The 25,757-nt window shown below is 72.3% G+C and carries 17 protein-coding genes and 1 pseudogene; 4 read left to right on the top strand and 14 right to left on the bottom strand.

Annotation, left to right across the window (positions count from 1 at the left end):
- Positions 1–20: 20 nt before the first annotated feature.
- From ACZ63H_RS08070 to ACZ63H_RS08080, 3 genes are read right to left on the bottom strand one after another with little or no spacing between them, the layout of a single operon-like run.
- Positions 21–968, bottom strand: a complete 948-nt coding sequence (locus tag ACZ63H_RS08070; RefSeq protein ID WP_469862981.1) for a carbohydrate ABC transporter permease — start codon at positions 966–968, stop codon at positions 21–23.
- Positions 965–1,981 (bottom strand): ABC transporter permease, encoded by a 1,017-nt coding sequence (locus ACZ63H_RS08075; RefSeq protein WP_469862982.1) that lies wholly within the window; start codon positions 1,979–1,981, stop codon positions 965–967. Before ACZ63H_RS08075 ends, ACZ63H_RS08070 begins: the two co-directional genes overlap by 4 nt.
- Positions 1,978–3,660, bottom strand: coding sequence for an extracellular solute-binding protein (locus ACZ63H_RS08080; protein ID WP_469862983.1), 1,683 nt, complete (start codon positions 3,658–3,660; stop codon positions 1,978–1,980). Before ACZ63H_RS08080 ends, ACZ63H_RS08075 begins: the two co-directional genes overlap by 4 nt.
- Before the next feature lie 336 nt (positions 3,661–3,996).
- Between ACZ63H_RS08080 and ACZ63H_RS08085 the strand changes: the two genes are divergently transcribed.
- Entirely contained in the window at positions 3,997–6,831 is a 2,835-nt protein-coding gene (locus ACZ63H_RS08085; RefSeq protein ID WP_469862984.1) for a glycoside hydrolase family 3 C-terminal domain-containing protein, read from the top strand.
- 199 nt (positions 6,832–7,030) lie between these two features.
- Here ACZ63H_RS08085 and ACZ63H_RS08090 read toward each other — a convergent pair whose 3' ends face one another.
- From ACZ63H_RS08090 to ACZ63H_RS08100, 3 genes are all read right to left on the bottom strand, one after another.
- On the bottom strand, positions 7,031–8,476 hold the full coding sequence (locus ACZ63H_RS08090; protein WP_469862985.1) for an aldehyde dehydrogenase family protein: 1,446 nt from the start codon (positions 8,474–8,476) through the stop codon (positions 7,031–7,033).
- A gap of 154 nt (positions 8,477–8,630) precedes the next feature.
- Positions 8,631–10,208, bottom strand: a complete 1,578-nt coding sequence (locus ACZ63H_RS08095; protein ID WP_469862986.1) for a PucR family transcriptional regulator — start codon at positions 10,206–10,208, stop codon at positions 8,631–8,633.
- An 86-nt stretch (positions 10,209–10,294) separates the two neighbouring features.
- Entirely contained in the window at positions 10,295–12,436 is a 2,142-nt protein-coding gene (locus ACZ63H_RS08100; RefSeq protein WP_469862987.1) for an ATP-binding protein, read from the bottom strand.
- 314 nt (positions 12,437–12,750) lie between these two features.
- On the opposite strand from ACZ63H_RS08100, the gene gabT reads away from it, so the two are divergent.
- On the top strand, positions 12,751–14,085 hold the full coding sequence (gene gabT, locus ACZ63H_RS08105) for a 4-aminobutyrate--2-oxoglutarate transaminase (RefSeq protein WP_469862988.1): 1,335 nt from the start codon (positions 12,751–12,753) through the stop codon (positions 14,083–14,085).
- A 399-nt stretch (positions 14,086–14,484) separates the two neighbouring features.
- Positions 14,485–15,012: pseudogene (locus ACZ63H_RS08110) on the top strand (phosphatase PAP2 family protein); the annotation flags it as partial.
- A gap of 49 nt (positions 15,013–15,061) precedes the next feature.
- Here ACZ63H_RS08110 and ACZ63H_RS08115 read toward each other — a convergent pair.
- The 8 genes from ACZ63H_RS08115 to ACZ63H_RS08150 all read right to left on the bottom strand — a co-directional run bounded on the left by ACZ63H_RS08115 (position 15,062) and on the right by ACZ63H_RS08150 (position 24,738).
- Positions 15,062–16,879, bottom strand: coding sequence for a chitinase (locus ACZ63H_RS08115; protein WP_469862989.1), 1,818 nt, complete (start codon positions 16,877–16,879; stop codon positions 15,062–15,064).
- An 86-nt stretch (positions 16,880–16,965) separates the two neighbouring features.
- The gene (locus ACZ63H_RS08120; protein WP_469862990.1) at positions 16,966–17,424 is read right to left on the bottom strand and encodes a hypothetical protein; all 459 of its coding nucleotides are present in this window, start codon (positions 17,422–17,424) and stop codon (positions 16,966–16,968) included.
- Between the two features lie 111 nt (positions 17,425–17,535).
- Positions 17,536–18,966 (bottom strand): NAD(P)/FAD-dependent oxidoreductase, encoded by a 1,431-nt coding sequence (locus ACZ63H_RS08125; RefSeq protein WP_469862991.1) that lies wholly within the window; start codon positions 18,964–18,966, stop codon positions 17,536–17,538.
- 48 nt (positions 18,967–19,014) lie between these two features.
- Positions 19,015–19,815 (bottom strand): ABC transporter permease, encoded by an 801-nt coding sequence (locus ACZ63H_RS08130; RefSeq protein WP_469862992.1) that lies wholly within the window; start codon positions 19,813–19,815, stop codon positions 19,015–19,017.
- The gene (locus ACZ63H_RS08135) at positions 19,816–20,745 is read right to left on the bottom strand and encodes an ABC transporter permease (RefSeq protein ID WP_469862993.1); all 930 of its coding nucleotides are present in this window, start codon (positions 20,743–20,745) and stop codon (positions 19,816–19,818) included.
- Complete coding sequence (locus ACZ63H_RS08140; protein WP_469862994.1) at positions 20,745–21,905, bottom strand: ABC transporter ATP-binding protein; 1,161 nt, start codon at positions 21,903–21,905, stop codon at positions 20,745–20,747. The genes ACZ63H_RS08135 and ACZ63H_RS08140 overlap by 1 nt, the downstream gene beginning before the upstream one ends.
- Positions 21,902–23,149 (bottom strand): polyamine ABC transporter substrate-binding protein, encoded by a 1,248-nt coding sequence (locus tag ACZ63H_RS08145; RefSeq protein ID WP_469862995.1) that lies wholly within the window; start codon positions 23,147–23,149, stop codon positions 21,902–21,904. The genes ACZ63H_RS08140 and ACZ63H_RS08145 overlap by 4 nt, the downstream gene beginning before the upstream one ends.
- Before the next feature lie 53 nt (positions 23,150–23,202).
- A complete protein-coding gene (locus tag ACZ63H_RS08150; RefSeq protein ID WP_469862996.1) occupies positions 23,203–24,738 on the bottom strand; it encodes a gamma-aminobutyraldehyde dehydrogenase in 1,536 nt (511 codons plus the stop codon).
- A gap of 208 nt (positions 24,739–24,946) precedes the next feature.
- Between ACZ63H_RS08150 and ACZ63H_RS08155 the strand changes: the two genes are divergently transcribed.
- Positions 24,947–25,510: an NADAR family protein gene (locus ACZ63H_RS08155; protein WP_469862997.1), complete on the top strand. Its 564-nt coding sequence runs from the start codon at positions 24,947–24,949 to the stop codon at positions 25,508–25,510.
- Positions 25,511–25,757: the final 247 nt, after the last annotated feature.

Genomic DNA, 25,757 nt, shown 5'->3' on the forward strand with positions numbered 1-25,757 from the left:
CCCTTCGGCAGGCGCTCCGGCTACCCCTTCACCGCTCCCGTCAGCATCCCCTTGCGGAAATGCTTCTGGACGAACGGGGAGAGAACGGCCACCGGCAGCAGGGCCAGCACCATCACCGCCATCTGGACGGCCAGCGGCGACAGTTGCCCGGTGTTGATCTGGGCCGACAGCCCCACCGGCCGTTCCTGCTTCTGCACCAGCTGGATCATCACGTTCTGCAGCGGCATCTTCTTCTGGTCGGTCAGGTAGATCGACGCGTTGAACCAGGCGCTCCAGTACCCGACCGCGTAGAACAGCGTGATCACCGCCAGCACGGCCCGGGACAGCGGCAGCACGATCCGCCACAGGATCCGCCAGTCCCCCGCCCCGTCGATCCGCGCGCTGTCGACGAGTTCGGGCGAGATGCCCGTGAAGAACCCGCGCAGCACCAGGATGTTGAACACGCTCACCGCGCTCGGCAGGATCAGCGCCAGATAGGTGTCGGTGAGCCCGAGCGCCTGCACCAGCAGGTACGTCGGGATGAGCCCGGCGCCGAAGAACATCGTGGCGAGCAGGGTCATCAGGATCCACCGGTGGCCCAGCGAGTCCCGGCGGGACAGGCCGTACGCGCACAGCACCGACACCGTCATGCTGAACAGCGTGCCGACGAGCGTCACCCCGATGCTGACCAGCGCGGCCCGCTGCACCTGGCCGCCGCCGAGCAGTTCCTGGTAGGCGACGAACGTGATGCCCTTGGGCACCACCACGAGTCCGCCCGTCCGGTCGATGACCTTCTTCGGGGACAGGCTGGTGACGACCACGATCCACAGCGGGAACAGCACGGCGAAGCACGCGATCCCGAGGACCAGTCCCTTCGCGGCGAGCCCGGCCTTCGCCGGCTCCTCCTCCCACACCGGCCGGGGCGGCGCGGCCCACCGGCTCCGCTCGCGCACGCCCTCCGGCACCGGCCGGTCGACCACGGCGCTCACTTCTCGTACACCCCCTGCTCGCCCATCAGGTGGGCCACCTTGTTCGCCACGAGGACGAGGGTCAGTCCGACGACGCCCTTGATCAGGCCGGCCGCCGCCGCGTAGCTGAAGTCCTGGTTGCGGATGCCGTTCCACCACACGTACGTGTCGAGCACCTCGGAGGCGTCCGGGCCGACCGCCTGCCGCTGGAGCAGGAACTGCTCGAAGCCGACGGTGAGGGCGTCGCCGACGCGCAGCACCAGCAGCAGGGCGATCACCGGCCGCAGCGCGGGCAGCGTGATGTGCCACATGCGGCGCCAGCGCCCGGCGCCGTCCATCGCGGCGGCCTCGTACAGGTCGTGGGAGACGGCGGCGAGGGCCGCGAGGAAGACGATGACGCCCCAGCCCGCGTCCTTCCAGACCATCTCGGCGGTCACCAGGTACTTGAAGACCGACGGGTCGGTCATGATGTCGAAGCCCGGGTGGCCGTGTTCGCGCAGGGTCTGCGCGAGGACACCGGCGCCGCCGAAGATCTGCTGGAAGACGGTGACGACCAGCACCCAGGAGAAGAAGTGCGGCAGATACACGACCGCCTGGGCGACCGCGCGGACCCGGGGCCGGAGCACGCTGTTGATCAGCAGGGCCAGCGCGACGGGGAGGGGGAAGAACAGCACCAGCTGGAGGAAGAACAGGACGAACGTGTTCTGCACGGCGTGCCAGAAGCCGGAGTCCTCGAAGACGCGCTGGAACTGCTCGAAGCCGACCCAGGGGCTCTGGAAGACGGCGACGAAGCCGTTGTCGCTGAGGTAGGGGTCGTAGTCCTGGAAGGCGACGACGTTGCCGAGGATCGGCACGTAGTTGAAGAGCAGGAGCAGCAGCACCACGGGCAGGGTCATCAGGATCAGGGTGCGGTCGCGCCGGAACCTGTTCCGCAGACCGGGTCCCCGGGTGCGCTCGCGGCGTCCGGTGGCGCCCCCGGACGCCGCCGGGGTGCGCTCCGCGCCGGCCCTGCTGCGGGGCACGGTGCTGGTCACTTCGCCGATCCGGTGTCGTCGAGCAGCTCGCGGTACCAGTCGCGCAGGTCGTCGCCGCCCCGCTTCCTCCACTCGGAGACCGCCTGCTGCACGTCGCCGATCTTCTTGCGGCCGCGTACGACGTCGTCCTCCAGCTGTTCGAAGTCGTCGGCGAGGTTGGACCAGCGGCCGGGTTCGGTGATCGTCAGGCCGTAGAAGGAGGACTTCCTGGTGAAGGCGCCCATGCGCTGCTGCCACTCGACCATGCCCCGGGTGACCTCGGGGAAGTCGGGGTGGGCGACGTACGCGGCGGGCTTGCCGGTGTAGTCGAAGGCGCCGAGGACCTCGTTGACGCCCTTGGTGGTCTTGGTGGGCACGCCCTTGTCCAGGGTGAAGTCGGTGCCCTCGACGCCGTACTCGGCGAGCAGGCGCTCCTTCGTGCCGTAGGGCGCGGCGCAGAAGTTGGCGATGGCGAGGAAGTCCTTGATCTTCTGCTCGGACGCCTTCTTGTTGACGAAGGTAAAGATGTTGGAGGGCTGGACGGCCCACAGGAGGGGGTCGCCGCCGTCGTGGGTGAAGACGTCCATCGCGGCCATCTCGAAGTCCGGGTTCTGCGCGTGCTGTTCGGAGGTCTTGCCGAACCAGTCGGACAGGTCCTGGTTGTAGACGAGGAGCTTGCCGGCGGTGAAGCGGGTGCCGGCCGGGTTGGCGGTCTTGCCGGCCTTGTCGTCGGGGTGGACCACACCGGCGGCGAACAGCTTGCGGGCCCACTCCAGGGCTTCGAGGTACTCCTCGGTCTCGACGCGGTTGACCAGCTTGCCGTCCTGGAGGTTCCACCACAGCGCCTTGTCGCTGCCGTTGAGGACGCCGAAGGCGTTGAACGCCGTCCACTTCATGTCGGAGCAGGCCCACACCCCGCCCTTGGCGTCGGTGGCCTCCTTCGCCCAGGCCAGGAACTCGTCGGTGGTCCTGGGCGGCTGCCAGCCGTGCTTGTCGAAGACGTCCTTGCGGTAGAAGGGCGCGATGTTGGTGACGTAGGGGGCGGGCAGCGGGACGGCCCGCAGCCGGCCGCCGAAGAGGGAGCGCTGCCAGGCGTCGGTGGGGACGGCGGCGAGGTTGGGGTAGTCCTTGACCCTGTCGCCGGACAGGTACGGGCCGAGGTCGGCGAACTTGGCGTTGACGGCGCTGGGGATCTTGCCCATCAGGTTCCAGCCGGGGACGACCACGACGTCCGGGATGTCGCTGGAGGCGAGGACCGCGCCGAGCTTCTCGTCGTAGGTGTTGCCGTCCTGGTTCTGCCACCTGGTCCGGACGCCGATGGCCTCGTTCATGGCCTTGTAGTACGGGTTGCCGTTGTCCGGCGGGGTGCCCCACAGCGGTGCCATGATCGTCAGCTCGCCGCCGCTGCCGAGCTTCTCCGGCACGGAGGTCTTGAGCCGGTCCGGGGCGATGGCCTTGGTGAAGCCGGCGGCGGAGCCGTTCTTCGCGGGGATGTCGGGGGCGACGACGCTCGATGCCACGTACGCGGGGAGCAGCTTTCGGGCCGCCTTGCCCGAGGTGGTGCCTTCCTTGCGTCCCTCCTGCCCGCCACCGCAGGCGGTGAGCAGCGGCAGTCCGCCGGCCGCCGCCGCGGCGGCGACCGCGGTGGAGGCGAGGAAGCTTCTCCTGCTGGGGGCGGAGGAGGCGGCGTTCGGCGTCATTGCGTCAACCCTTCATGGCGCACCAGGACACCCGGCGGTGGGCCGTCGGCTGCGGTGTCTTCAGTGGTTCGGCTGAGCGGAAGCGCTGTGGTGTGCGGGCAGCAGTCGAAGCGCTTCGATATTGCTGCGAGGTTAAGTGAACACTTGGGGGCGCACAAGGGCCGATTCCAAGTTTCCTCGGATGCCCGGGGCGCCCGGGTCCTGGGGGCACGCCTCGCCGTGTCGCGGGGAAGTGGGCCCCGTTTCCGCCCGGCACCTTGACACGCCGACAGCCGCGCACCGAGCATCGAAGCGCTTCGAAAGCGTCAATCGCTCCATGCGCAAGGGGACCCTCTCGTGACCGTTGACCCGCCGCCCACCCCGCCCTTCCGCGATCCGCGCCTGCCGTTCGCGAAGCGTGTCGACGATCTGCTGGCACGGCTCACCCCGGACGAGAAGATCTCCCTCCTGCACCAGTTCGCGCCCGCCGTGGAGCGCCTCGGCGTGGCCGCCTGGCGTACCGGCCAGGAGGCGCTGCACGGGGTGGCGTGGATGGGCCCGGCCACCGTGTTCCCGCAGGCCGTGGGGCTCGGCGCGACCTGGAACCCGGAGCTGGTCCGGCGCGTCGGCGAGGCGGTCGGCAGGGAGGTCCGCGCGATGCGCGCCCGGGACGACCGCGTCGGGCTGAACGTCTGGGCCCCCACGGTCAACCTGCTGCGCCACCCGCTGTGGGGCCGCAACGAGGAGGGCTACGCGGAGGACCCCGCCCTGACCGGCGCCATCGCCACGGCGTACACCCGGGGCCTGCGCGGCGACCATCCCCTGTACTGGCGTACCGCGCCCGTGCTCAAGCACTGGCTGGCGCACAACAACGAGACGGACCGGGCCACCTCGTCGGCCTCCGTGCGCCCGCGCGTGCTGCACGAGTACGATCTGCGCGCCTTCCGGGAGGCGGTCGAGGCGGGCGCGGTGGCCGGGGTGATGCCGGCCTACAACCTGGTCAACGGCCGCCCCAACCACGTCTCCCCGTACCTGCGCGAGCACCTGCGCACCTGGACCGGGGAGGAACTGCTCGTCTGCTCGGACGCGGGCGCGCCGTCCAACCTGGTCGACGCGGAGCACTACTTCGACACCCACGAGGAGGCCACCGCGGCGGCCCTGCTGGCCGGCGTCGACAGCTTCACCGACCACGGCACCGACGGCTCGACGATCACCGCGCGGGTCAAGGGGGCCGTGGAGCGGGGCCTGCTGACGGAGGCGGACGTCGACGCCGCCGTGCGCCGCCAGCTCTCGGTCCGGTTCCGGCTCGGCGAGTTCGACCCGCGCCACGATCCGCACGCGCACACCGGCGCGTTCGACACCCCGGCGCACCGGGCACTCGCCCAGGAGGCCGCCGAGCAGGCGATCGTGCTGCTGAAGAACGACGGCGACCTGCTGCCGCTGGCCCCGGACACCCGGATCGCGGTCGTCGGCCCGCTCGCCGACGAGTGCAAGCTCGACTGGTACAGCGGCAGCCTCATCCACCGCTCCACCCCGCTGGAGGGCCTGTACGAGCGGTTCGGCGCGCAGCGGGTGGAGTTCGCGGAGGGCGTGGACCGGATCCGGCTGCGGACGGCGTCCGGCGCGTTCCTGTCCGTGCCGGACGCGACGGTGCCGGACCGGGCGCGCGGCGCCGAGGGCGCGCTGGACCCCGCGCTGCTGTCCGGGCGCACCGACCTGCCGCCGCTCACCGCCGACGCGACGGGCAGCGAGTTCGCGCTGACCGACTGGGGCGAGGGGGTGCTGACCCTGCGCGCCCCCGACGGCCGCTACCTCTCGGTCGCCGAGGACGGCTTCGTACGCGCCTCCGCCGACCAGCCCGGCGGCTGGGTCGTGCAGGAGACGTTCCGCCTCGTACCGCACGCCGGTGGTCACCTCCTCGCGCACCTCGGCACGGGTCTTCGGGTACGAGTCGCCGCCGACGGGGTGAAGGTTGCCGAGGAGGGCGACGTCTTCGAGGTGGTGACCGTCGAGCGCGGCGAGGACGCCGTGGCCCGGGTGGCGGCCGGGGCGGACGTCGTCGTGGTGGTGGCGGGCAACGACCCGCACATCAACGGCCGGGAGACCGAGGACCGCACCACCCTGCTGCTGCCGGAGCACCAGCGGCGGCTGCTGGACGCGGCCCGCGCCGCCTGCCCGCGCACGGTGCTGGCGCTGGTGTCGTCGTACCCGTACGCGGTGGACACGGCCCGGCTGCCGGCGGTGCTGTGGACGGCGCACGGCGGGCAGGCGGCGGGCACGGCCCTGGCCCGGGTGCTGGCCGGCGACGTCTGCCCGGCCGGCCGGCTGCCCCAGACCTGGTACGCCGCCGACGCCGACCTGCCCGACCTGCTGGACTACGACGTGATCGGCGGCCGTCAGACCTACCTGTACTTCGAGGGCACCCCGCTCTTCCCCTTCGGCCACGGCCTGTCGTACGCCTCCTTCGCCTACGCCGGCCTGGACGCCCGCGTGACGGACGGCACGGTGCGCGTCGACTGCACGGTCACCCACACCGGGGACCGCACGGCGGACGAGGTCGTCCAGCTCTACGGCCGTGCGGTCGAGGGGTCGGTGCCCCGTCCGCGCCGCGAGCTGCTGGCCCACCGCAGGGTCACCCTCACCCCCGGCGAGACGGCCGCCGTCTCCTTCGAAGTCCCGCTGTCGGCACTGGAGTTCTGGGACGTGCGGCGGGGCGCGTGGCGGCTGGAGGAGGGCCCGTACGAACTGCTGCTGGGCGCGTCCAGCGAGGACGTGCGGCTGCGCACGACCGTGCGCCTCGACGGCGAGCCGCCGGCCCCGCGCGCGGTGCGCGAACACGGCCTGTCCGCCGCGGACTTCGACGAGCAGTCCGGCGCGGCGATCGTGGACCGTACGAAGACGGCGGGCGACGCGGTGACCCCGGCCCACGCCACTGCTGCCGAACTGGTCTACCACGCCTGCGACTTCGGCACCGGCGTGCGGGAGGTGTCGGTGCGGGTGGCGGGCGAGGGCACGGTGGAGGTCTCCCTGGACGGCGGCCCGGTCCTGGCGGCGCTCACGCTGGAGTCCCCCACGGCGGACCCGTACACCTACACCACCCTCTCGGCCGGCCTCGCCGCCGAGGGCGTCCACGACGTCCGCCTCGGGCTGCGCGGCCCCGTCCGGCTCGCGCGCGTCGGCTTCTCCGGTTGAGGGTCCGCAGGAGTCCGGCACCAGGAAGGGGCCCGGCACCGGAAGGCAGCGGTGCCGGGCCCCTTCGGACCGGCGGTCCGGCCCCGGGCCGGCTGAGAACGGTTCCCGTCGACCGGGAACCGGTGCCCGGACACGCGAACGGCCGCAGCCCCCGCACAGTGGGCTGCGGCCGTTCGGTTTCCGACCTGTCCGTGGCAGGTCAGAGCGCGACGCCGGTCAGGACCAGTACGCGCTCGTAGGTGTAGTCCTCCATCGCGTACCGGACGCCTTCGCGGCCGACGCCGGACTGCTTGGCGCCGCCGTACGGCATCTGGTCGGCGCGGTAGGACGGGACGTCGCCGATCACCACACCGCCGACCTCGAGGGCGCGGTGGGCACGGAAGGCGACCTGGAGGTCGTGCGTGAACACGCCCGCCTGGAGGCCGAACTTGGAGTCGTTGACCGCGGCGAACGCCTCCTCCTCGCCGTTCACCTTGCGTACGGTGAGGACGGGGCCGAAGACCTCCTCGCAGGCGATCCTGACGTCCGCCGGCACGTCGGCGAGGACGGTCGGCGCGTAGGAGGCGCCGTCGCGCTTGCCGCCGGTGAGCAGGGCCGCGCCGGCCGCGACCGCCTCGTCCACCCAGGACTCCACGCGCTTGGCGGCGTCCTCGCTGACCAGCGGACCGACATCCGTCTTCGGGTCGGACGGGTCGCCGGTGACCTGGGCCTCGACGGCGGCGACGATGCGCGGCAGCAGCCGGTCGTACACGGACGCGTCGGCGATCACCCGCTGCACCGAGATGCAGGACTGGCCGCCCTGGTAGTTGGAGAAGGTCGCGATGCGGGTCGCGGCCCAGTCCAGGTCGGCGTCGGAGGAGAAGTCGCCGAGGACGACCGCGGCGCCGTTGCCGCCCAGCTCCAGCGTGCAGTGCTTGCGCGGCACCGAGTCCATGATCGCGTAGCCGACCTTGTCGGACCCGGTGAAGGAGATGACCGGCAGACGCTCGTCCCGGACCAGGGCGGGCATGCGGTCGTTCGGGACCGGGAGGATCGACCAGGAGCCGGCCGGCAGCTCGGTCTCGGCGAGCAGGTCACCGAGGATCAGGCCGGACAGCGGGGTGGCCGGGGCCGGCTTCAGGATGATCGGGGCGCCGGCGGCGATCGCCGGGGCGACCTTGTGGGCGCACAGGTTCAGCGGGAAGTTGAACGGCGCGATGCCGAGCACGACACCCTTCGGGAAGCGGCGGGTGAGCGCCAGCCGGCCCTGGCCGCCGGCGTCCGTGTCGAGCCGCTGGGCCTCGCCGCCGTTGAACCGGCGGGCCTCCTCGGCGGCGAACCGGAACACCGAGACCGCGCGGCCGACCTCGCCCCGGGCCCACTTGATCGGCTTGCCGTTCTCGGCGGAGATCAGCTGGGCGATCTCCTCGGTGCGCTCGGCCAGCCGCCTGCTGACGTGGTCGAGGGCGGCGGCGCGCACGTGCGCCGGGGTGGCGGCGAACTCGTCCCGCACGGCGTACGCGGCGGCCACGGCCTCCTCGACCTGCGCCTCGGTCGGCACGCCGACCGAGGCGACGAGCCGGCCGTCCCACGGGGAGGTGACGTCGAAGCTGTCCTCGCCGGTGACCTGGCGGCCGGCGAGCCAGAAGGCATGGGTGGAAGTCATGTACGAGTCCCGGCCCTTCCGCGTTGGGGGTGTGCTTGGCTTGCGTGGTCCACGGTAGGGCGGCGGCGGCCGGGGGTCGTTTGTCCGAGTCGTAGCAGTCGGGGCGGGGGCTGCGCCGGTTTGGCGAGATGGCCGGCCGGGCGGGGCCCCTCGGTCACTCCGCCGCCGTCGCCTTCAGGGCGAGCCACAGCTCCATGCGGACGTCGGGATCGTCCAGGCTGCGGCCGAGGATCTCCTCGACCCGCCGCATCCGGTACCGCAGGGTGTGCCGGTGGACGCCCAGGTCGGCCGCGGCGGCGTCCCACTGCCCGTGCCGGGACAGCCAGGCCCGCAACGAGGCGACGAGGTCGCCCCGCCCGGTGGCGTCGTGCTCGTGCAGCGCCCGCAGCAGCCCGTCGGCGAACGCCTTCACCGCGTCGTCGGCCAGCAGCGGCAGCACCGACCCGGCCGCCAGCTGCTCGTGCTCCACGAACACCCGGCCCCGCCGCCGCGCCACCGACAGCGCCTGTTCGGCCTGCCGGTACGCCGCCGACGCCGCCGTCGGCCCGGTGGGCGCCGAGAGGCCGACGACCAGGTCGGCCTCGTCCGCGCGCCCCTGCTCCGGCCGCGCCCGCTCGGCCTCGCGCGCGGCGGCGTACGCGGTGCACGCGGCGACCGCCGCGCCCTCGTCGGCGGCCAGTACCACCAGCCGCTCCCCCTCGGGCACGACCAGCACGGCCTCGCCGGCCCGGGCCGCGGCGGACTCCACGGTCTCCGCGAGTTCGCCGAGGTGCTCGCCCGCCGGGCCCGTCCCGGACTCGGCGACGGCCATCCGGAACGGGGCGTCCAGCAGCGCGCCGTAGAGGTCGCCGGCGACCGCCCGGGCGTGGTCCGGTTCCCCGGCCAGCAGCATGCGCAGCACCGCCGTGCCCACGCGCTGCTCGGCCGCGTGCAGGGAGCGGGAGCGTTCGGTGGTGAGGGTGAGCAGGGCGATGGCGGAGTGCACGGCGTAGCGCTCGGCGGTGCCGAGGGCGGCGGCGGTGCCCACGGCGAGCGCGGCGCGGGGGCGGCGGCCGGTGCCGAGGCTGTGCAGCTCCACCCGGTCCTCGTGGTCGGGTCCGCCGACCACGGAGGAGGCGGGGGCGGGCCGCTCGCGCAGCCGCTCGACCTCGGCGGTGAGCCGGGCGGCGCGGCGGCCGGCCCAGTCCGGGGCGGCGGCGACGACGGCGCCCGAGGCGTCGTAGAGCGCCGCCCAGCCGTCGACCTGGGCGGCGAGCGCGCCGAGCAGTCCCTCGGGGCCGGCGCCGAGGGCCTGCCTGGTCAGCTCGCGCTGGGCGGCGAAGCCGGCCGTGACGGCGCGGTACTGGTCGGCGGCGATGGCCGCGGAGACGGCCTTGCTGATGGCGAGGAACGGGGTGCGGCGGGGCACCTCCAGCAGCGGCAGGCCCTCCTCGGCGCAGGCGTCGACGAGCGGGCCGGGCGTCTCGTCGTAGTTCACCCCGACGGCGAACCCGAGCCCGACGACGCCGGCGCCGACCAGCCGGCGCACGTACCGCCGCATGGCCTCCGGGTCCTCCGCGTCCAGCTTGAGCGCGGTGATCAGCAGCAGCTCGCCGCCCTCCATGTAGGGGACGGGGTCGGCCAGCTCGCTGACGTGCGCCCAGCGGACGGGCACGTCGAGACGGTCCTCGCCCGCGCGCACGGTGAGTTTGAGCGCGGAGTGCTGGACGAGCGAGGCGAGAGTCGGGGGCATGGGGCCTTCACGGTGAGGGGAGCCGGTGATCTTTTGGCCGAGGTGTATGAACGGCCCACTCCGATTCTGCCTCACCGTACGACCGCTCACCCCCGCAGATCGACCAGCAACGGCGGCGCGTGCTCCCCCTGCACGGTGGTCAACGACAACACCGCGTGCCCCGGCGGCACCCCATGAGCCAACTCGGACGCGGACCACCGCTCCCGCTCCACCTGACGGACGGTGACGGCGCGGGCGGTGGGCGCCTGGCCGGTGATGACCCGCCGCAGCATGTGCACGGCCTTGCCGGCCGGGGTCTCCGCGATGATCTGCCGGTCGGTGACGTCCCGGGTCTCGGTCCACTCCTTGCCCCACACCTCGGCGAAGTCCTGTCCGTCCCAGGGGGTGAGCCCGGACAGCGCCATCCTGCAGCCCGTGGCACCGAGCAGCGGGCCGCGCAGCGGCCGGGGGACGTCGTCCAGCGTGCGCAGGGTGAGCACGGTACCGGCGTTGGCGCTGCGCAGCCGCTGGATGCCGCGCACGGCCTCCGGGGTGACGACCCCGGAGGCGTCGTCGAGCAGCAGGCAGGCGAAGAGCGAGCGGTCCTCCCGTGCCGTCACCGAGGCGGTGAACTGGGCGAGCACCAGCCGGGCCAGGATCCGCGAGGCATCGGCGTGGCCGCGCTGGGGCAGGTCGATGCGGACCCGGACCGGGTGGTCGAGGGCCCGCAGCGAGAACGGCCGACTCTGCCCGGAGGTGTCGAAGAAGGCGGCGAAGGCGGGCCGGTCGAGCAGGGCGATCCGGTCGGCGAGCACGGAGCCGACGTCACCGGGGTGGGCGAGCTGCCGCTCCCGGGCGTCCAGCTCGCGGAGCAGGGATGCGTGTCCGGTGTCGGTCAGTGCCTTGCGCAGCGCGGCCAGCGGTCCGGGCGCCCCGTCGAGCAGCTGCCGCAGCTCCGGCACGGAGGGGAAGCGGTCGTGGACGGCGCGGAAGGGCCCGAGCAGCTGGGCGAGGACGGTGGTGGAACGGCGGCTGTCGCTGCCGGGGTGCGGGTCGGCGAGGTCGCCGACGAGGGCCTCGGCGAGTATGGCGGCGGCCTCGTCGGGGTCGGTGGTACCGCCGTAGAGGTCGAGGTCGTACACGGAGTCGGGGTGGCCGACGCGGACGACGACGTCGTAGGCCTCCGCCGGGCCCAGTCCGGCACCCGCCGCGCCGACCACCACGACCGACGTGCGGCCGGCCAGGGCCTGCAGGCACAGGGACTCGGCGAGCGGTCGCACCAGGGCGCCGGTCTTGCCGGAGCCGGCCGGGCCGACGGCGAGCAGGGAGGTGCCGAGCAGGTCGGGGCCGAGGGCGAGGCCGGCGCCGCGGTAGTGGTAGGGGTTGCGGGGGTCGTCGGCGGTGGTACCGAGGCGGACCTGGCCGGTGAGCAGGTCGTGCCGGGCGTGCCGGGCGGGCAGGTCGCGGGCCCCGGAGGGGTGCGGGCAGGCACCGGCGCCGTCCTTCAGCACGGCGCCGGTGAAGGTGGCGAGGCTGTGCCGGCCGGACCGCACGCCCTGCCAGGCCCGGCTGAGCCGGGCATGGTCCACGTCCCGCATGAGCCCGGCCCTCGCCTCCACGGCAAGCCGCTCCGCAGCCTCGTACGCCCCGGCCTGCCGCAACTGGGGCCACTCGGCGGGGTCCTGGTCGGGGGCGGGCGGGGGCGCCGCCGCGGGTGCGGACGCACCCCAGGTACGCGGTCCGTAACGGCGCCATACCTCACCCCAGCGGCCGAGGCGGCCGACCACCAGCAGGATGGCGAGAGCGATCACGGCGTAGTACGAGTACCAGAGGATCGCGCTGGCGACGCGGTCGTCGCTCTGGCGCCAGGAGTCGGGGGTGAACAGGTCCAGCGGCAGCACCCACCAGGTGCCGAAGTAGCCGTTCCACAGCAGGGACCACACCAGCCAGCCCACCAGGAAGGCGATCAGGGCCCCGCTGAGCAACTGCCGGGTCGGGATCTGCTCGGGCTCCTGCTCGGGACGGGGACTGTGTCCGAAGCGCCAAATGCCGGGCGCCGCCTCCGGGCGGGGAGCCCGCAGCCAGGCCAGGAAGGGGGACGTCTCCGGTTTCGGGGGCACGCCGGGCGGCACGGGCGGCGCCGGCGGCAGCCCCGTCGGCATGGGCGGCACCCCCTCCGGCGGTGCCGTTGGGTGGGGTACCGGTGTCGTGGGGGTTTCGTGTGTGGCCCCCGTGCCGTCGGTGTCCATCGACCCTGCCCCCTGACCAGCCGTTCCGTCCGCCATCGTGTCCCCGTCGCGTCCACTGTCAGCGAGCCAATCTAGCGAGCCAATCTAACGCTCCGGCAAGGGGAGTTCACCGCTTACGCGGCCGAAGCGGGAAAGGGCCGTCCGGGCGGGCTATGTCCACCGCGGACAAGGGAGGGCGCCGACAACGCCCACATGGAGCATGCCCACCCCCCGGAAGCGGTCTTAGCCTGCGAGAAAAGAAGGTATGCGTCCGTAAACGCACCGCCCGGAACCGCCCGGGACCGCCCGGTACGCAAGATCATCAGGGAGCCCCCATGACCGCACTTCCGCAGGAGCGCCGCGTCGTCACCGCCATCCCCGGCCCGAAGTCGCAGGAGCTTCAGGCCCGCCGTACCGCCGTGGTCGCCCAGGGCGTGGGCTCCACGCTGCCGGTCTTCGTCACCCGTGCCGGCGGCGGCGTCATCGAGGACGTGGACGGCAACAGCCTCATCGACTTCGGTTCCGGCATCGCCGTGACCTCCGTCGGCGCCTCCGCCGAGGCCGTGGTGCGCCGCGCGAGCGCCCAGCTCGCCGACTTCACCCACACCTGTTTCATGGTCACCCCCTACGAGGGCTATGTGGCGGTCGCGGAGGCGCTCGCCGAGCTGACCCCGGGCGACCACGCCAAGAAGTCCGCGCTGTTCAACTCCGGCGCCGAGGCCGTCGAGAACGCCGTCAAGATCGCCCGTGCGTACACCAAGCGGCAGGCCGTCGTGGTGTTCGACCACGGTTACCACGGCCGGACCAACCTCACCATGGCGCTGACCGCGAAGAACATGCCGTACAAGCACGGCTTCGGTCCGTTCGCCCCCGAGGTCTACCGCGTGCCGGTGGCGTACGGCTACCGCTGGCCGACCGGCCCGGAGAACGCGGGCCCGGAGGCCGCCAAGCAGGCCATCGAGCAGATCACCAAGCAGGTCGGCCCGGACAACGTCGCCGCGATCATCATCGAGCCGGTGCTCGGCGAGGGCGGCTTCATCGAGCCCGCCAAGGGCTTCCTGCCCGCGATCCGCCAGTTCGCCGCCGACAACGGCATCGTCTTCGTCGCCGACGAGATCCAGTCCGGCTTCTGCCGGACCGGCCAGTGGTTCGCGTGCGAGGACGAGGGCATCGTCCCCGACCTGATCACGACCGCCAAGGGCATCGCCGGCGGCCTGCCGCTCGCCGCCGTGACCGGGCGCGCGGAGATCATGGACGCCGCGCACGCCGGCGGCCTCGGCGGCACCTACGGCGGCAACCCCGTCGCCTGCGCCGGTGCGCTCGGTGCCATCGAGACGATGAAGGAGCAGGACCTCAACGGCAAGGCCAAGCGCATCGAGGAGGTCATGAAGGGCCGCCTCACCGCCATGGCCGAGAAGTTCGACATCATCGGCGACGTGCGCGGGCGCGGCGCGATGATCGCCATCGAGCTGGTCAAGGACCGGACCACCAAGGAGCCGAACCCGGAGGCCACCGCCGCGCTCGCCAAGGCCTGCCACGCCGAGGGCCTGCTGGTCCTGACCTGTGGCACCTACGGCAACGTGCTCCGCTTCCTGCCCCCGCTGGTCATCGGCGAGGACCTGCTGAACGAGGGCCTCGACATCATCGAGCAGGCGTTCGCGGGCGTCTGACCCGCGCGCCGGACCGACGGGTCCGCACCCGTGAACGCGCCTGCGGCAGGCGGTGTGAAGAACGTGTGCGGGGTGGATGACGGGAGGGGAATCCGTCTGCCCAACCGCCCCGGCCTGCCGTAGGTTCTCTCCAGATGAGAGATACACCCCGTCCACGGGGGACCGTGGACGGATCCGGGACGAGGCCTCCCCAGCTTCGATCCGGTCGTGCCCTCGCGCACACCACCGGTGCCTCGCGGCTCCGGGATCTCCTCACCGATCGGACGGCCGCCGCCCCAAACCCCCCGGGGCGCGCGGCGTTCCGGTCCGGACGGCCGCCTCGGAACCATCCCCCCTGTTCCGGGGCGGCCGACCTCCTCCCCCGGCGCTTCCCGTGAGCGGACCTGCGAAGCTGGGCGCATGCTTCTCCTGGTCCTCCCGGTGGTCGTCCTCGCCCTTCTCACCTGGCAGGTCGTCGCCGACGGGCCGCTGCTGCGGCCGGACGCGGAGGCGAGCCGGGCCCTGGTGCATCCGGACGGCTTCTCCCAGTTCCTCTCCGACCTCGGCAACGTCCAGGTCGCCGTCCCGGTGCTGGTCCTCGCCCTGGCCGCCGCCCTGTGGCTCGGCCGGGCCCACGGCGTCCCCCGCTGGTGGCTGGCGCCGCTGACCGCCGCGGTGCTGACGGCGCTGGTCCCGGCGGTCGTCGTACCGCTGAAGGAGTGGACCGACCGGCCGGGGACACCGGCGGTGCCCCCGGCGACGGGCTACTTCCCGTCCGGTCACACGGCGACGGCGGTGGTCGCCTACGGCTCGGCCGCCCTGCTCCTGGTCCCCCGGCTCCGTTCCCCCGCCGCCCGCCGCGCGCTGGCGGCCGGCTGCGGGGTCCTGGTCCTCGGGGTGTCCTACGGCCTGGTCCGCCACGGCTACCACTGGCCGCTGGACGTGGTGGCCGGCTGGTGCGTGGGCGCCGTGCCGCTGGCCGCCCTCGCCCGGGTGGTCAGCCGAAGTACGCGTCGAAGTTCTTCTGGAACTCCCAGTTCGCGTAGCGGTCCCAGTTCACCGACCAGGTCATCAGGCCGCGCAGGGCGGGCCAGGTCCCGTGGGTGGCGTACGAGCCGCAGTTCGTCTTCTTCGTCAGGCAGTCCAGGGTCTTGTTGACCTCGGCCGGGGAGACGTGGCCGTTGCCCGCGTTCGTGGACGCCGGCATGCCGATGGCGACCTGGTCGGGGCGCAGCGGCGGGAAGACGTTGTTCTGGTCGCCGGCGACCGGGAAGCCGGTGAGCAGCATGTCGGTCATGGCGATGTGGAAGTCGGCGCCGCCCATGGAGTGGTACTGGTTGTCCAGGCCCATGATCGGTCCAGAGTTGTAGTCCTGGACGTGCAGCAGGGTCAGGTCGTCGCGCAGGGCGTAGATGACCGGGAGGTAGGCGCCGCAGCGCGGGTCCTGGCCGCCCCACTTGCCGCTGCCGTAGAACTGGTAGCCGTTCTGCACGAAGAACGTCTCCGGGGCCATGGTGAGGACGAACTTGGGTCCGTACTTGGCCTTCAGGGTCTTCAGGGCCGAGATCAGGTTGACGATCACGGGTGTGGTGGGGTTCTTGAAGTCCGTGTCGCCCGTGTTCAGGGACAGCGAGTGGCCCTCGAAGTCGACGTCGAGGCCGTCCAGGCCGTAGGTGTCGATGATGTTCGAGACGGAGGAGACGAAGGCGTCGCGGGCCGCGGTGGTGGTCAGCTGGACCTGGCCGTTCTGGCCGCCGATGGAGATCAGCACCTTCTTGCCGGCCGCCTGCTTGGCCTTGACCGCCGCCTTGAACTCGGCGTCGCTCTCCACGTTCGGGCACTCGGTGACCGGGCAGCGGTTGAAGCGGATGTCGCCGGAGGTGACCGAGGTGGGCTCGCCGAAGGCCAGGTCGATGACGTCCCAGCTGTCGGGGACGTCGGCGAGCCGGGTGTAGCCGGCGCCGTTGGCGAAGCTGGCGTGCAGATAGCCGACGAGGGCGTGCGCGGGCAGGCCGGACGAGCCGCCGCCGTCCCCGCCACCGCCGCCGGGGCTGGTCGTGGCGGTGACGACGGCGGACTTCGCGGACTCGCCGGCCTCGTTCACGGCGGTGACCTGGAAGCCGTACGCCGTGGCGGCGGTGAGTCCGGAGACGGTCGCCGAGGTGCCGGTCACCGTCTGGACCTTGACCCCGTCGCGGTAGACCGCGTAGCTCGTCGCGCCGGTCACCGCCGACCAGGACAGGCCGACGGAGGACGAGGTCACGGTGGTGGTCTTCAGCCCGGACGGGGCGGCGGGCGGCTGGGTGGTGCCGCCGCCGGGGCCGACGAGGGTGATGTCGTCGGCCTGGTAGGTGCCGGTGCCGTACCAGCCGTGGGTGTAGATGGTGACCTTGGTGGTGGCGGCCCCGGTGCGGAAGGTGGTGCTCAGCTTCTGCCAGTCGGGGGCGGACTGGGTCCAGGTGGAGACGTCGGTGGTGCCGGTGCCGCTCGCGCCGAGGTAGGCGTAGGAGCCGCGGACGTATCCGGACAGCGTGTACTGGGCGCCCGGTTGGACGGTCACCGTCTGCGAGCACTGGGCGTTGTCGCCGCCGGCCGGGGTGGCCTGGAGGGCGGACGTGCCGCTGTGCACGGGCGACTTCACCGTCGTGCCGGTGGTGCAGGTCCAGCCGGTCAGGCCGGACTCGAAGCCGCCGTTGACGGCGACGTCCGCGTCGGCCGCACGGGCGGCCGACGAGAGCGCGGTGATGCCGGGCACGGCCAGGCTCACGGCCGTGAGCGCGGCGAGGACGGGTCCGGTGCGTCTGGCGCGTTCCACAAGGACCTCCGGGGTCGGGGGAGTTGGCGGAGCGGGAGCGCACACAATTTGGTCCAGACCAATCCTGCTGTCAAGGTGTCCGGGCGTTACCCGTGCGCGTGACCGCGCCGGGCCCGCTCCGCCGCCGCCTCGTGCAGCGCCAGTTCCAGCAGCGCCGGATCGGTCAGCGTGCCCGAACCGTCCGGCGGTACCAGCCAGCGCACGCCCCGGGCCGTCCGGCCCGGATACGGCACGACGATCCAGGTGCCGGCCCCGGCGGCCCGGATGCCGGTGCCGAGCCAGCGGGCCGCGGTGCCCGCGGGCACGAGGAACCCGATCCGGCTGTCGCCGAAGCCGGCGAGCACCGGGCCGGGCCGGGCCACCATGCGGGTGAGCACGTCCAGGGTCGGATGGCCGAGGTCACCCGGCAGGATCAGGACGTCCCAGGCCCTGCCGGCGGGCAGCAGGGCGACCCCCAGGGGGTTGCGTTCCCACTCCCGGCGGCAGGCCTCGGGGTCCGGTGCGACGGATGCGAGCCATGTCACGGCTGTCTTCGCCCCAGTCATCGAAAAAAGCCTCCCTCTCTCTCGTGGACGCGGGTGCGTCACGAGGTGAGAGGGAGGCCGCCCGCGGGCATTACGCGGGTTCACCCGGCCCGCGGGGTGACGTGCGTCACGTCAGCTGTCGAAGCCCAGCCCCAGCCGGTCCATCGTCCGCAGCCACAGGTTCCGCCGGCCGCCGTGCGCGTCCGCGCGGGCCAGGGACCACTTGGTGAGGGCGATCCCGGTCCAGGCGAACGGCTCCGGCGGGAACGGCAGCGGCTTCCTGCGGACCATCTCAAGTTCGGTCCGCTCGGTGCGCTCCCCGTCCAGCAGGTCCAGCATCACGTCCGCGCCGAACCGGGTGGCGCCGACCCCGAGGCCCGTGTAGCCGGCCGCGTAGGCCACCCGGCCCTGGTGGGCGGTGCCGAAGAACGCGGAGAACCGGGAGCAGGTGTCGATCGCGCCGCCCCAGGCGTGGGTGAAGCGGACGCCCTCCAGCTGCGGGAAGCAGGTGAAGAAGTGGCCGGCCAGCTTGGCGTACGTCTCGGGCCGGTCGTCGTACTCGGCGCGCACCCGGCCGCCGTAGGGGTAGACCGCGTCGTAGCCGCCCCACAGGACGCGGTTGTCGGCGGAGAGCCGGAAGTAGTGGAACTGGTTGGCGCTGTCCCCGAGGCCCTGCCGGCGCCGCCAGCCGACCGAGGCGAGCTGCTCGGCGGTCAGCGGCTCGGTCATCAGGGCGTAGTCGTAGACCGGGACGGTGTACGAGCGCACGCGCCGCACCAGGTTCGGGAAGATGTTGGTGCCGAGCGCGACCTTGCGGGCGCGGACGGCGCCGTACGGGGTGCGTACGGCCATCCCGGCGCCGTAGGTCCTCAGGGTGAGGGCGGGCGTGTGCTCGTACACCCGCACCCCGAGTCCCAGGCAGGCCTGCTTCAGGCCCCAGGCGAGCTTGGCCGGGTGCAGCATGGCCACGCCCCGGCGGTCCCACAGGCCCGCCTGGAAGGTGGGCGAGTTCACCTCGGCGCGCACGGCGTCGGCGTCCAGGAACTCGATGCCGTCGGCGAGGCCCTGCTCCTGGAGTTCCCGGTGCCAGTCCTTCAGCTCCCGGGCCTGGTAGGGCTCGGTGGCCACGTCGATCTCGCCGGTGCGTTCGAAGTCGCAGTCGATGCCGTACCGGGCGATCGCGGCCTCGATCCCGTCGAGGTTGCGCCGGCCCAGTTCCTCCAGCCTGTGGATCTCTCCGGGCCAGCGGGACAGGCCGTTGGGCAGGCCGTGCGTGAGGGAGGCGGCGCAGAAGCCGCCGTTGCGGCCGGAGGCGGCCCAGCCCACCTCGCGGCCTTCCAGCAGGACGACCTCGCGGCCGGGGTCGCGCTCCTTGGCGTTCAGGGCGGTCCACAGCCCGCTGTAGCCGCCGCCGACCACCAGCAGGTCGCAGGTCTCGGCGGTGGTGAGGGCGGGCTCGGCGGCCGGCTTGCCGGGGTCTTCCAGCCAGTACGGGACCGGCTGGGCTTCGGAGAGAGAGGCGATCCAGTTGTCTTTCCCACGGCTCATGGCGCTTGGGGCCATGATTTCAACTCCCTACAGAGGCTTTCCGAAAGGGCCTGGGTGAACGGCCTATGCCTTTTGCTTGTTCCGGCGGTTTCCGGCGGCCATCGCGACCAGGACGAACAGGACGGCGAGGAGGAACATGGCCGTGCCGATCACGTTGATCTGCACGGGCGTTCCGCGCTGCGCCGAGCCCCACACGAACATCGGGAAGGTGACCGTCGAGCCGGCGTTGAAATTGGTGATGATGAAATCGTCGAAGGAGAGCGCGAACGACAGCAGCGCGCCCGCGGCGATTCCGGGTGCCGCGATCGGCAGGGTGACCCGCCAGAAGGTCTGCACGGGACCGGCGTACAGGTCCCGGGCGGCCTCCTCCAGGCGCGGGTCCATCGACATCACGCGCGCCTTGACCGCGGTGACGACGAAGCTCAGGCAGAACATGATGTGGGCGATCAGGATCGTCCAGAAGCCCAGCTCGGCGCCCATGTTGAGGAACAGGGTGAGCAGCGAGGCGGCCATGACCACCTCGGGCATCGCCATCGGCAGGAAGATCAGCGAGTTGACGGCACCGCGCGCGCGGAAGCGGTAGCGGACCAGCGCGAAGGAGATCATCGTGCCGAGGACCGTGGCACCGACCGTCGCCCAGACGGCGATCCGGAGGCTGAGCGACAGCGAGCCGCACATGTCGGCGACCCCGCACGGGTCCTTCCAGGCGTCCGTGGAGAACCGCTGCCATTCGTAGTTGAAGCGCCCCTTCGGTTTGTTGAAGGAGAACACCGTGACGATGACGTTCGGCAGCAGCAGATAGGCGAGCGTCAGCAGTCCCGCGATGACGACGAGCCGGCGCTTGAGCCAGTTGAGGATGGGCATTTAGACCAGGTCCTCCGTCCCCGACCGGCGGATGTAGAAGGTGACCATGGCCAGGATGGCGGCCATGAGGATGAAGGAGAGCGCGGCGGCGGTCGGATAGTCCAGGACGCGCAGGAACTGCGTCTGGATGACATTGCCGATCATGCGGGTGTCGGTGGAGCCGAGGAGTTCGGCGTTGACGTAGTCGCCGGTGGCCGGGATGAAGGTCAGCAGCGTCCCGGAGACCACGCCCGGCATGGACAGCGGGAAGGTGACCTTGCGGAAGGTGGTCCAGGGCCTGGCGTACAGGTCGCCCGCCGCCTCGTGCAGCCGTCCGTCGATCCGCTCCAGCGAGGTGTACAGCGGAAGGATCATGAACGGCAGGAAGTTGTACGTCAGCCCGCACACCACGGCCAGCGGGGTGGCCAGCACCCGGTCGCCGGCCGTCCAGCCGAGCCAGCCGGTGACGTCCAGGACGTGCAGCGTGTTCAGCGCGTGCACGACCGGGCCGCCGTCGGCGAGGATCGTCTTCCAGGCCAGGGTGCGGATCAGGAAGCTGGTGAAGAACGGCGCGATCACCAGGATCATGATCAGGTTGCGCCAGCGGCCGGCGCGGAAGGCGATGAGGTACGCCAGCGGGTAGCCGAGCAGCAGGCACAGCGCGGTCGCGGCGGCGGCGTAGCACACCGAGCGCAGGAACTGCGGCCAGTACGCGGACAGCGCGTCCCAGTAGGTCGCGAAGTGCCAGGTGACCTTGTAGCCCTGCTCCAGGGAGCCCTGCTGCACGGAGGTGGAGGCCTGGTAGATCATCGGCAGCGCGAAGAAGACGACCAGCCACAGCATGCCGGGCAGCAGCAGCCAGTACGGGGTGAGCCGGCCGCGCCGGCGCGGGGGCTTCTCCTCGGGCGGGGCGGGGCTGAGCGGCGGGGGCGCCTCGGTGAGCGTGGACATCAGGCGGCGACCTCTTCCTCGGTGCCCGCGTCGATGGCCTGGGCCGCGTCCAGGGCGAAGGTGTGGGCCGGGCTCCAGTGCAGGACCACGTCGGCGCCGGGCACCAGCCGGCCGTCGCGCTCGACGTTCTGCACGTACACCGACAGGTCCGGGCAGACGGGGCTGTCGACGACGTACTGCGTGGAGACGCCGATGAAGCTGGCGTCGGCGATCTTCCCGGTGAGGCGGTTGCGGCCGGCCGGGATGCTCCCCGCGTCGTCGGCGTGCGTGAGCGAGATCTTCTCCGGGCGGATGCCGACCAGCACCTTGCCGCCGGCCGTCACCGGGGCGGTACACCGGGCGCCGGGCAGCACCAGCTTGCCGCCGCCCGCCTTCAGCACGATGTCGTCGCCGCCGCGGGTGTCGACCTCGGCCTCGATCAGGTTGGAGGTGCCGAGGAAGTTCGCGACGAACGTGGTCCGCGGGTTCTCGTACAGGTCGGCCGGCGCGCCGAGCTGCTCGACCCGGCCGCCGTTCATCACGGCGACCGTGTCGGCCATGGTCATGGCCTCCTCCTGGTCGTGCGTGACGTGGACGAAGGTGATGCCGACCTCGGTCTGGATGCGCTTGAGCTCCAGCTGCATCTGGCGGCGCAGCTTCAGGTCCAGGGCGCCGAGCGGCTCGTCCAGCAGGAGCACCCGGGGGTGGTTGATCAGGGCGCGGGCCACGGCGACCCGCTGCTGCTGGCCGCCGGAGAGCTGGTGCGGCTTCTTGCGCGCCTGCTCGCCCAGCTGGACCAGCTCCAGCATCTCCTCGACCTGCTTCTTCACGCCCTTGATGCCGCGCCGGCGCAGACCGAAGGCGACGTTCTCGAAGATGTCGAGGTGCGGGAAGAGGGCGTAGGACTGGAAGACCGTGTTGACCGGCCGCTTGTACGGTGCCAGGTGGGTGACGTCCTGGTCGCCGAGCCGGATCGTGCCCGTGGTGGGCTCCTCCAGGCCGGCGATCATGCGCAGGGTGGTGGTCTTGCCGCAGCCGGAGGCGCCGAGCAGGGCGAAGAAGGAGCCCTCGGGCACGGTGAGGTCCAGCGGGTGTACGGCGGTGAAGGAGCCGTAGGTCTTGGAGATGCCGGAGAGGCGGACGTCGCCGCTGTTGTCTGGTGTCGTCTTCATCGTCGTCACGCCCCTGTGAGCTTCGCGAACTTTCCTTCGTAGGCCGTCTCTTCCTTCTGGCTCAGGGAGCGGAAGGCATGGGACTTCGCCTGCATGGCCCGGTCGGGGACGATCAGCGGATTGTCCGCCGCGTCCCGGTCGATCTTCGCAAGGTAGGGCTTCACCCCGTCGACCGGTGTCACGTAGTTGATGTACGCGGCGAGCGCGGCGGCTTGCCGCGGCTCGTAGTAGAAGTCGATCAGCCGTTCGGCGTTCGTCTTGTGGCGTGCCTTGTTGGGGACGCACAGGTTGTCGGTCGACGTCACGTAGCCGCTGTCGGGGACGACGAAGTCGATGTGCGGGCTGTCCGCCTTGAGCTGGACGACGTCACCCGCCCAGGCGATGCAGGCGGCGAGGTCGCCCTTGGCCAGGTCGGAGGTGTAGTCGTTGCCGGTGAAGCGGCGGATCTGGCCCTTGTCGACCGCCTTCTGGAGGCGGGCGATCGCCGCGTCGTAGTCGTCGTCGGTGAACCTCGCCGGGTTCTTGCCCATGTCGAGCAGGGTCATGCCCACGCTGTCGCGCATCTCCGACAGGAAGCCGACGCGCCCCTTGAGCCGCGGGTTGTCGAGCAGGTCGGAGACCGAGCGCACCTCGATGCCGTCCAGCGCCTTCTTGTTGAAGGCGACGACGGTGGAGATGCCCTGCCAGGGGTACGAGTACGCCCGCCCGGGGTCCCAGTCCGGGTCGCGGAACTGGGCCGAGAGGTGGGTGTAGGCGTGCGGCAGGTGGGAGGGGTCCAGTTTCTGGACCCAGCCGAGGCGGATCAGCCGGGCGGCCAGCCAGTCGGTGAGGACGATGATGTCCCGGCCGGTGTCCTGGCCCGCGGCGAGCTGCGGCTTGATCTTGCCGAAGAACTCGTTGTTGTCGTTGATGTCCTCGGTGTAGTCGACCGTGATCCCGGTCCGCTCGCGGAAGGTCTCCAGGGTCGGGTGGTGCTTGCCGCTGTCGTCGACGTCGAGGTACTCGGTCCAGTTGGAGAAGTTGACCACCTTCTCCGTGGCCGAGTGGTCCTGGGCGGAGGTGCCGCCCCGGCTCCTGCCCGCCGCCGGGATGCCGCAGGCGGCGAGCGTCCCGAGGCCGCCTGCCGCGAGCGCGCCGCCCGTGGCGGCCCGCAGCAGGGACCGGCGGGTCAGGGCGGCCCGGCCGCCCTTGAAACTGCGCCGCAGGGCGGCCGCTTGGGGCGGGGTCGGGCGGTCGGGCTCGTACTGCTCCATGCGCGTGGTGCCCTTTCGGGAGGGAGCGGCCTGGTCGGCGGCCTGGTCGGTCTCTAGCGGTCCCCGAAGACGGTGCGGTGCCAGTCCTTGGCGGCCACCGCGGTGTTGTCGAACATGACGTGCTTGACCTGCGTGTACTCCTCGAAGGAGTAGGCGGACATGTCCTTGCCGAAGCCCGATGCCTTGTAACCGCCGTGCGGCATCTCGCTGATGATCGGGATGTGGTCGTTGACCCAGACGCAGCCCGCCTTGATCTCGCGGGTGGCCCGGTTGGCGCGGTAGACGTCGCGCGTCCACGCGGAGGCGGCGAGGCCGTAGGGGGTGTCGTTGGCCAGCCGCAGGCCCTCGTCGTCGCCGTCGAAGGGCAGGACGACCAGGACGGGTCCGAAGATCTCCGCCTGGACGATCTCGCTGTCCTGGGCCGCGCCGGCGATCAGGGTGGGCCGGTAGTAGGCGCCGTCCTCCAGCTCGCCCCGGGGTGCCTCACCGCCGGTGACCACGCGCGCGTGGGCGCGGGCCCGGTCCACGAACGCGGCCACCCGGTCGCGCTGGACGTGGGAGACCAGCGGCCCGAGGTCGGTGCCGGGCGCGAACGGGTCGCCGAGCCGGACGGTCTCCATCAGCGCCGCCGTCCGCTCCACGAACGCCTCGTACAGCGGACGCTGCACGTAGGCGCGAGTGGCGGCCGTGCAGTCCTGCCCGCTGTTGATGAGCGAGCCCGCGACGGCGCCGTGCGCGGCGGCCTCCAGGTCGGCGTCGTCGAAGACGACGAAGGGCGCCTTGCCGCCCAGTTCCAGGTGGAGCCGCTTGACGGTGGCGGTGGCGATCCCGGCGACGCGCCTGCCGACGGCGGTGGACCCCGTGAAGGAGGTCATGGCCACGTCCGGGTGCCCGACCAGGTGCTCGCCGGCCTCCTTCCCGGTCCCGGTGACGATGTTGACCACTCCGTCCGGGATGCCCGCGTCCGTGGCCGCCCGCGCGAACATCAGCGAGGTCAGCGGCGTGATCTCGGCGGGCTTGAGCACGATGGTGTTGCCCGCGGCGATCGCCGGGAGGATCTTCCAGGCGGCCATCTGGAGGGGGTAGTTCCAGGGCGCGATGGACCCGACCACCCCGATGGGCTCACGCCGGACGTACGACGTGTGGTCCCCGGAGTACTCGCCGGCGGACTGCCCCTGGAGGTGCCGGGCGGCGCCCGCGAAGAAGGCGGTGTTGTCGACGGTGCCCGGCACGTCGAACTCGCGGGTGAGCTTGAGCGGCTTGCCGCACTGGAGGGACTCGGCGCGGGCGAGGTCCTCGGCGCGCTCGGCGAGCACCCCGGCGAACCGGTGCAGGGCGTCCGAGCGCTCGCCCGGGGTGGCGGCGGCCCAGCCCGGGAACGCCGCGCGCGCGGCGGCGACGGCCGCGTCGACGTCGTCGGGGCCGGCCAGTTCGTAGCGGTACACCTCCCGGCCGGTGGCGGGGTCGACCACGGCGTGGTGGCGGCCCGAGGTGCCCTGGGCCGGCCGGCCGGCGATGAACTGCGCGCCGTCCGCGAACCGGTCCTGTGCGGGGAATCGTTCCGGGGTGGCGGTGCCCGGGTTGTGCATGTCGCTCTCCTCCGCCGTACGCCCCGTTCCGGGGGTTGGTGGCGTAGCTCCAGCTCGATTTGAGTGCCGATCCTGACAGAGCCATAGGGCACCAACAAGTGATTCCGTTGTTGCCTTTTGGTTACGCGACGGAATCTGTCGACCAGGTGTCGAGTCGGGGGCCGAAAGGACGGACGGAGTGTCAGTGGTGCGTGCCAGACTCGCGTGCATGGGAGAGATCGACGGGGTGGAATCGCTGATCAGGGAGGTCCGGGCGGGCCGTCGGCTGAAGTACCTCTGCTTCTGGGGGCACCGGCCGCGGCCGGACGGGCGGATCGGCGCGAGCTGTCTCAGCCAGTGGTGGCCGTCACCGTTCGTAGTGGACGGGGTGGAGTACGCGACGGCCGAGCACTGGATGATGGCCGGCAAGGCGCGGCTGTTCGGCGACGCGGAGGCGGAGCGCCGGGTGCTGGCCGCGGGGCATCCCGCGGCGGCGAAGAAGGCGGGGCGGCTGGTCCGGGGCTTCGACCAGGAGACCTGGGAGCGGGAGCGGTTCCGGATCGTGGTCGAGGGCGGCGTGCACAAGTTCGCGGCCGACGACGGCCTCCGGGACTTCCTGCTGAACACCGGGGACCGGGTGCTGGTGGAGGCGAGCCCCGTGGACCGCGTGTGGGGCATAGGCCTGGCGGCGGACGACGAGGCGGCCGCGGACCCGGAGGGGTGGCAGGGCCTGAACCTGCTGGGCTTCGCCCTGATGGAGACGCGGCAGCGGCTGGCGGGGGCGGGGGCCTGACCGGCCCTGAACGGCTTCGGACGGCGTGGCATGACCGGCCGGGACGGCTCGGGCCGGCCGTGACCGCTCGCGCCGGCCGGGGTGTCGGTCCGGGCCGCCGGTGACCGGATCGCGGCCCGGGAAGTCACCGAGCGGCACCGGGCGGGGGCGGCTTCCGGTGTGGGCGTGCCCGGGGCGGGACCGGCGGGCCCTTGCCGTGCGCCGCACGGCGCGGGGCGCTCGGGACCGATGGGCCGGCAGGTTCAGC

The sequence above is a fragment of the Streptomyces sp. NPDC104831 genome (assembly GCF_055583025.1).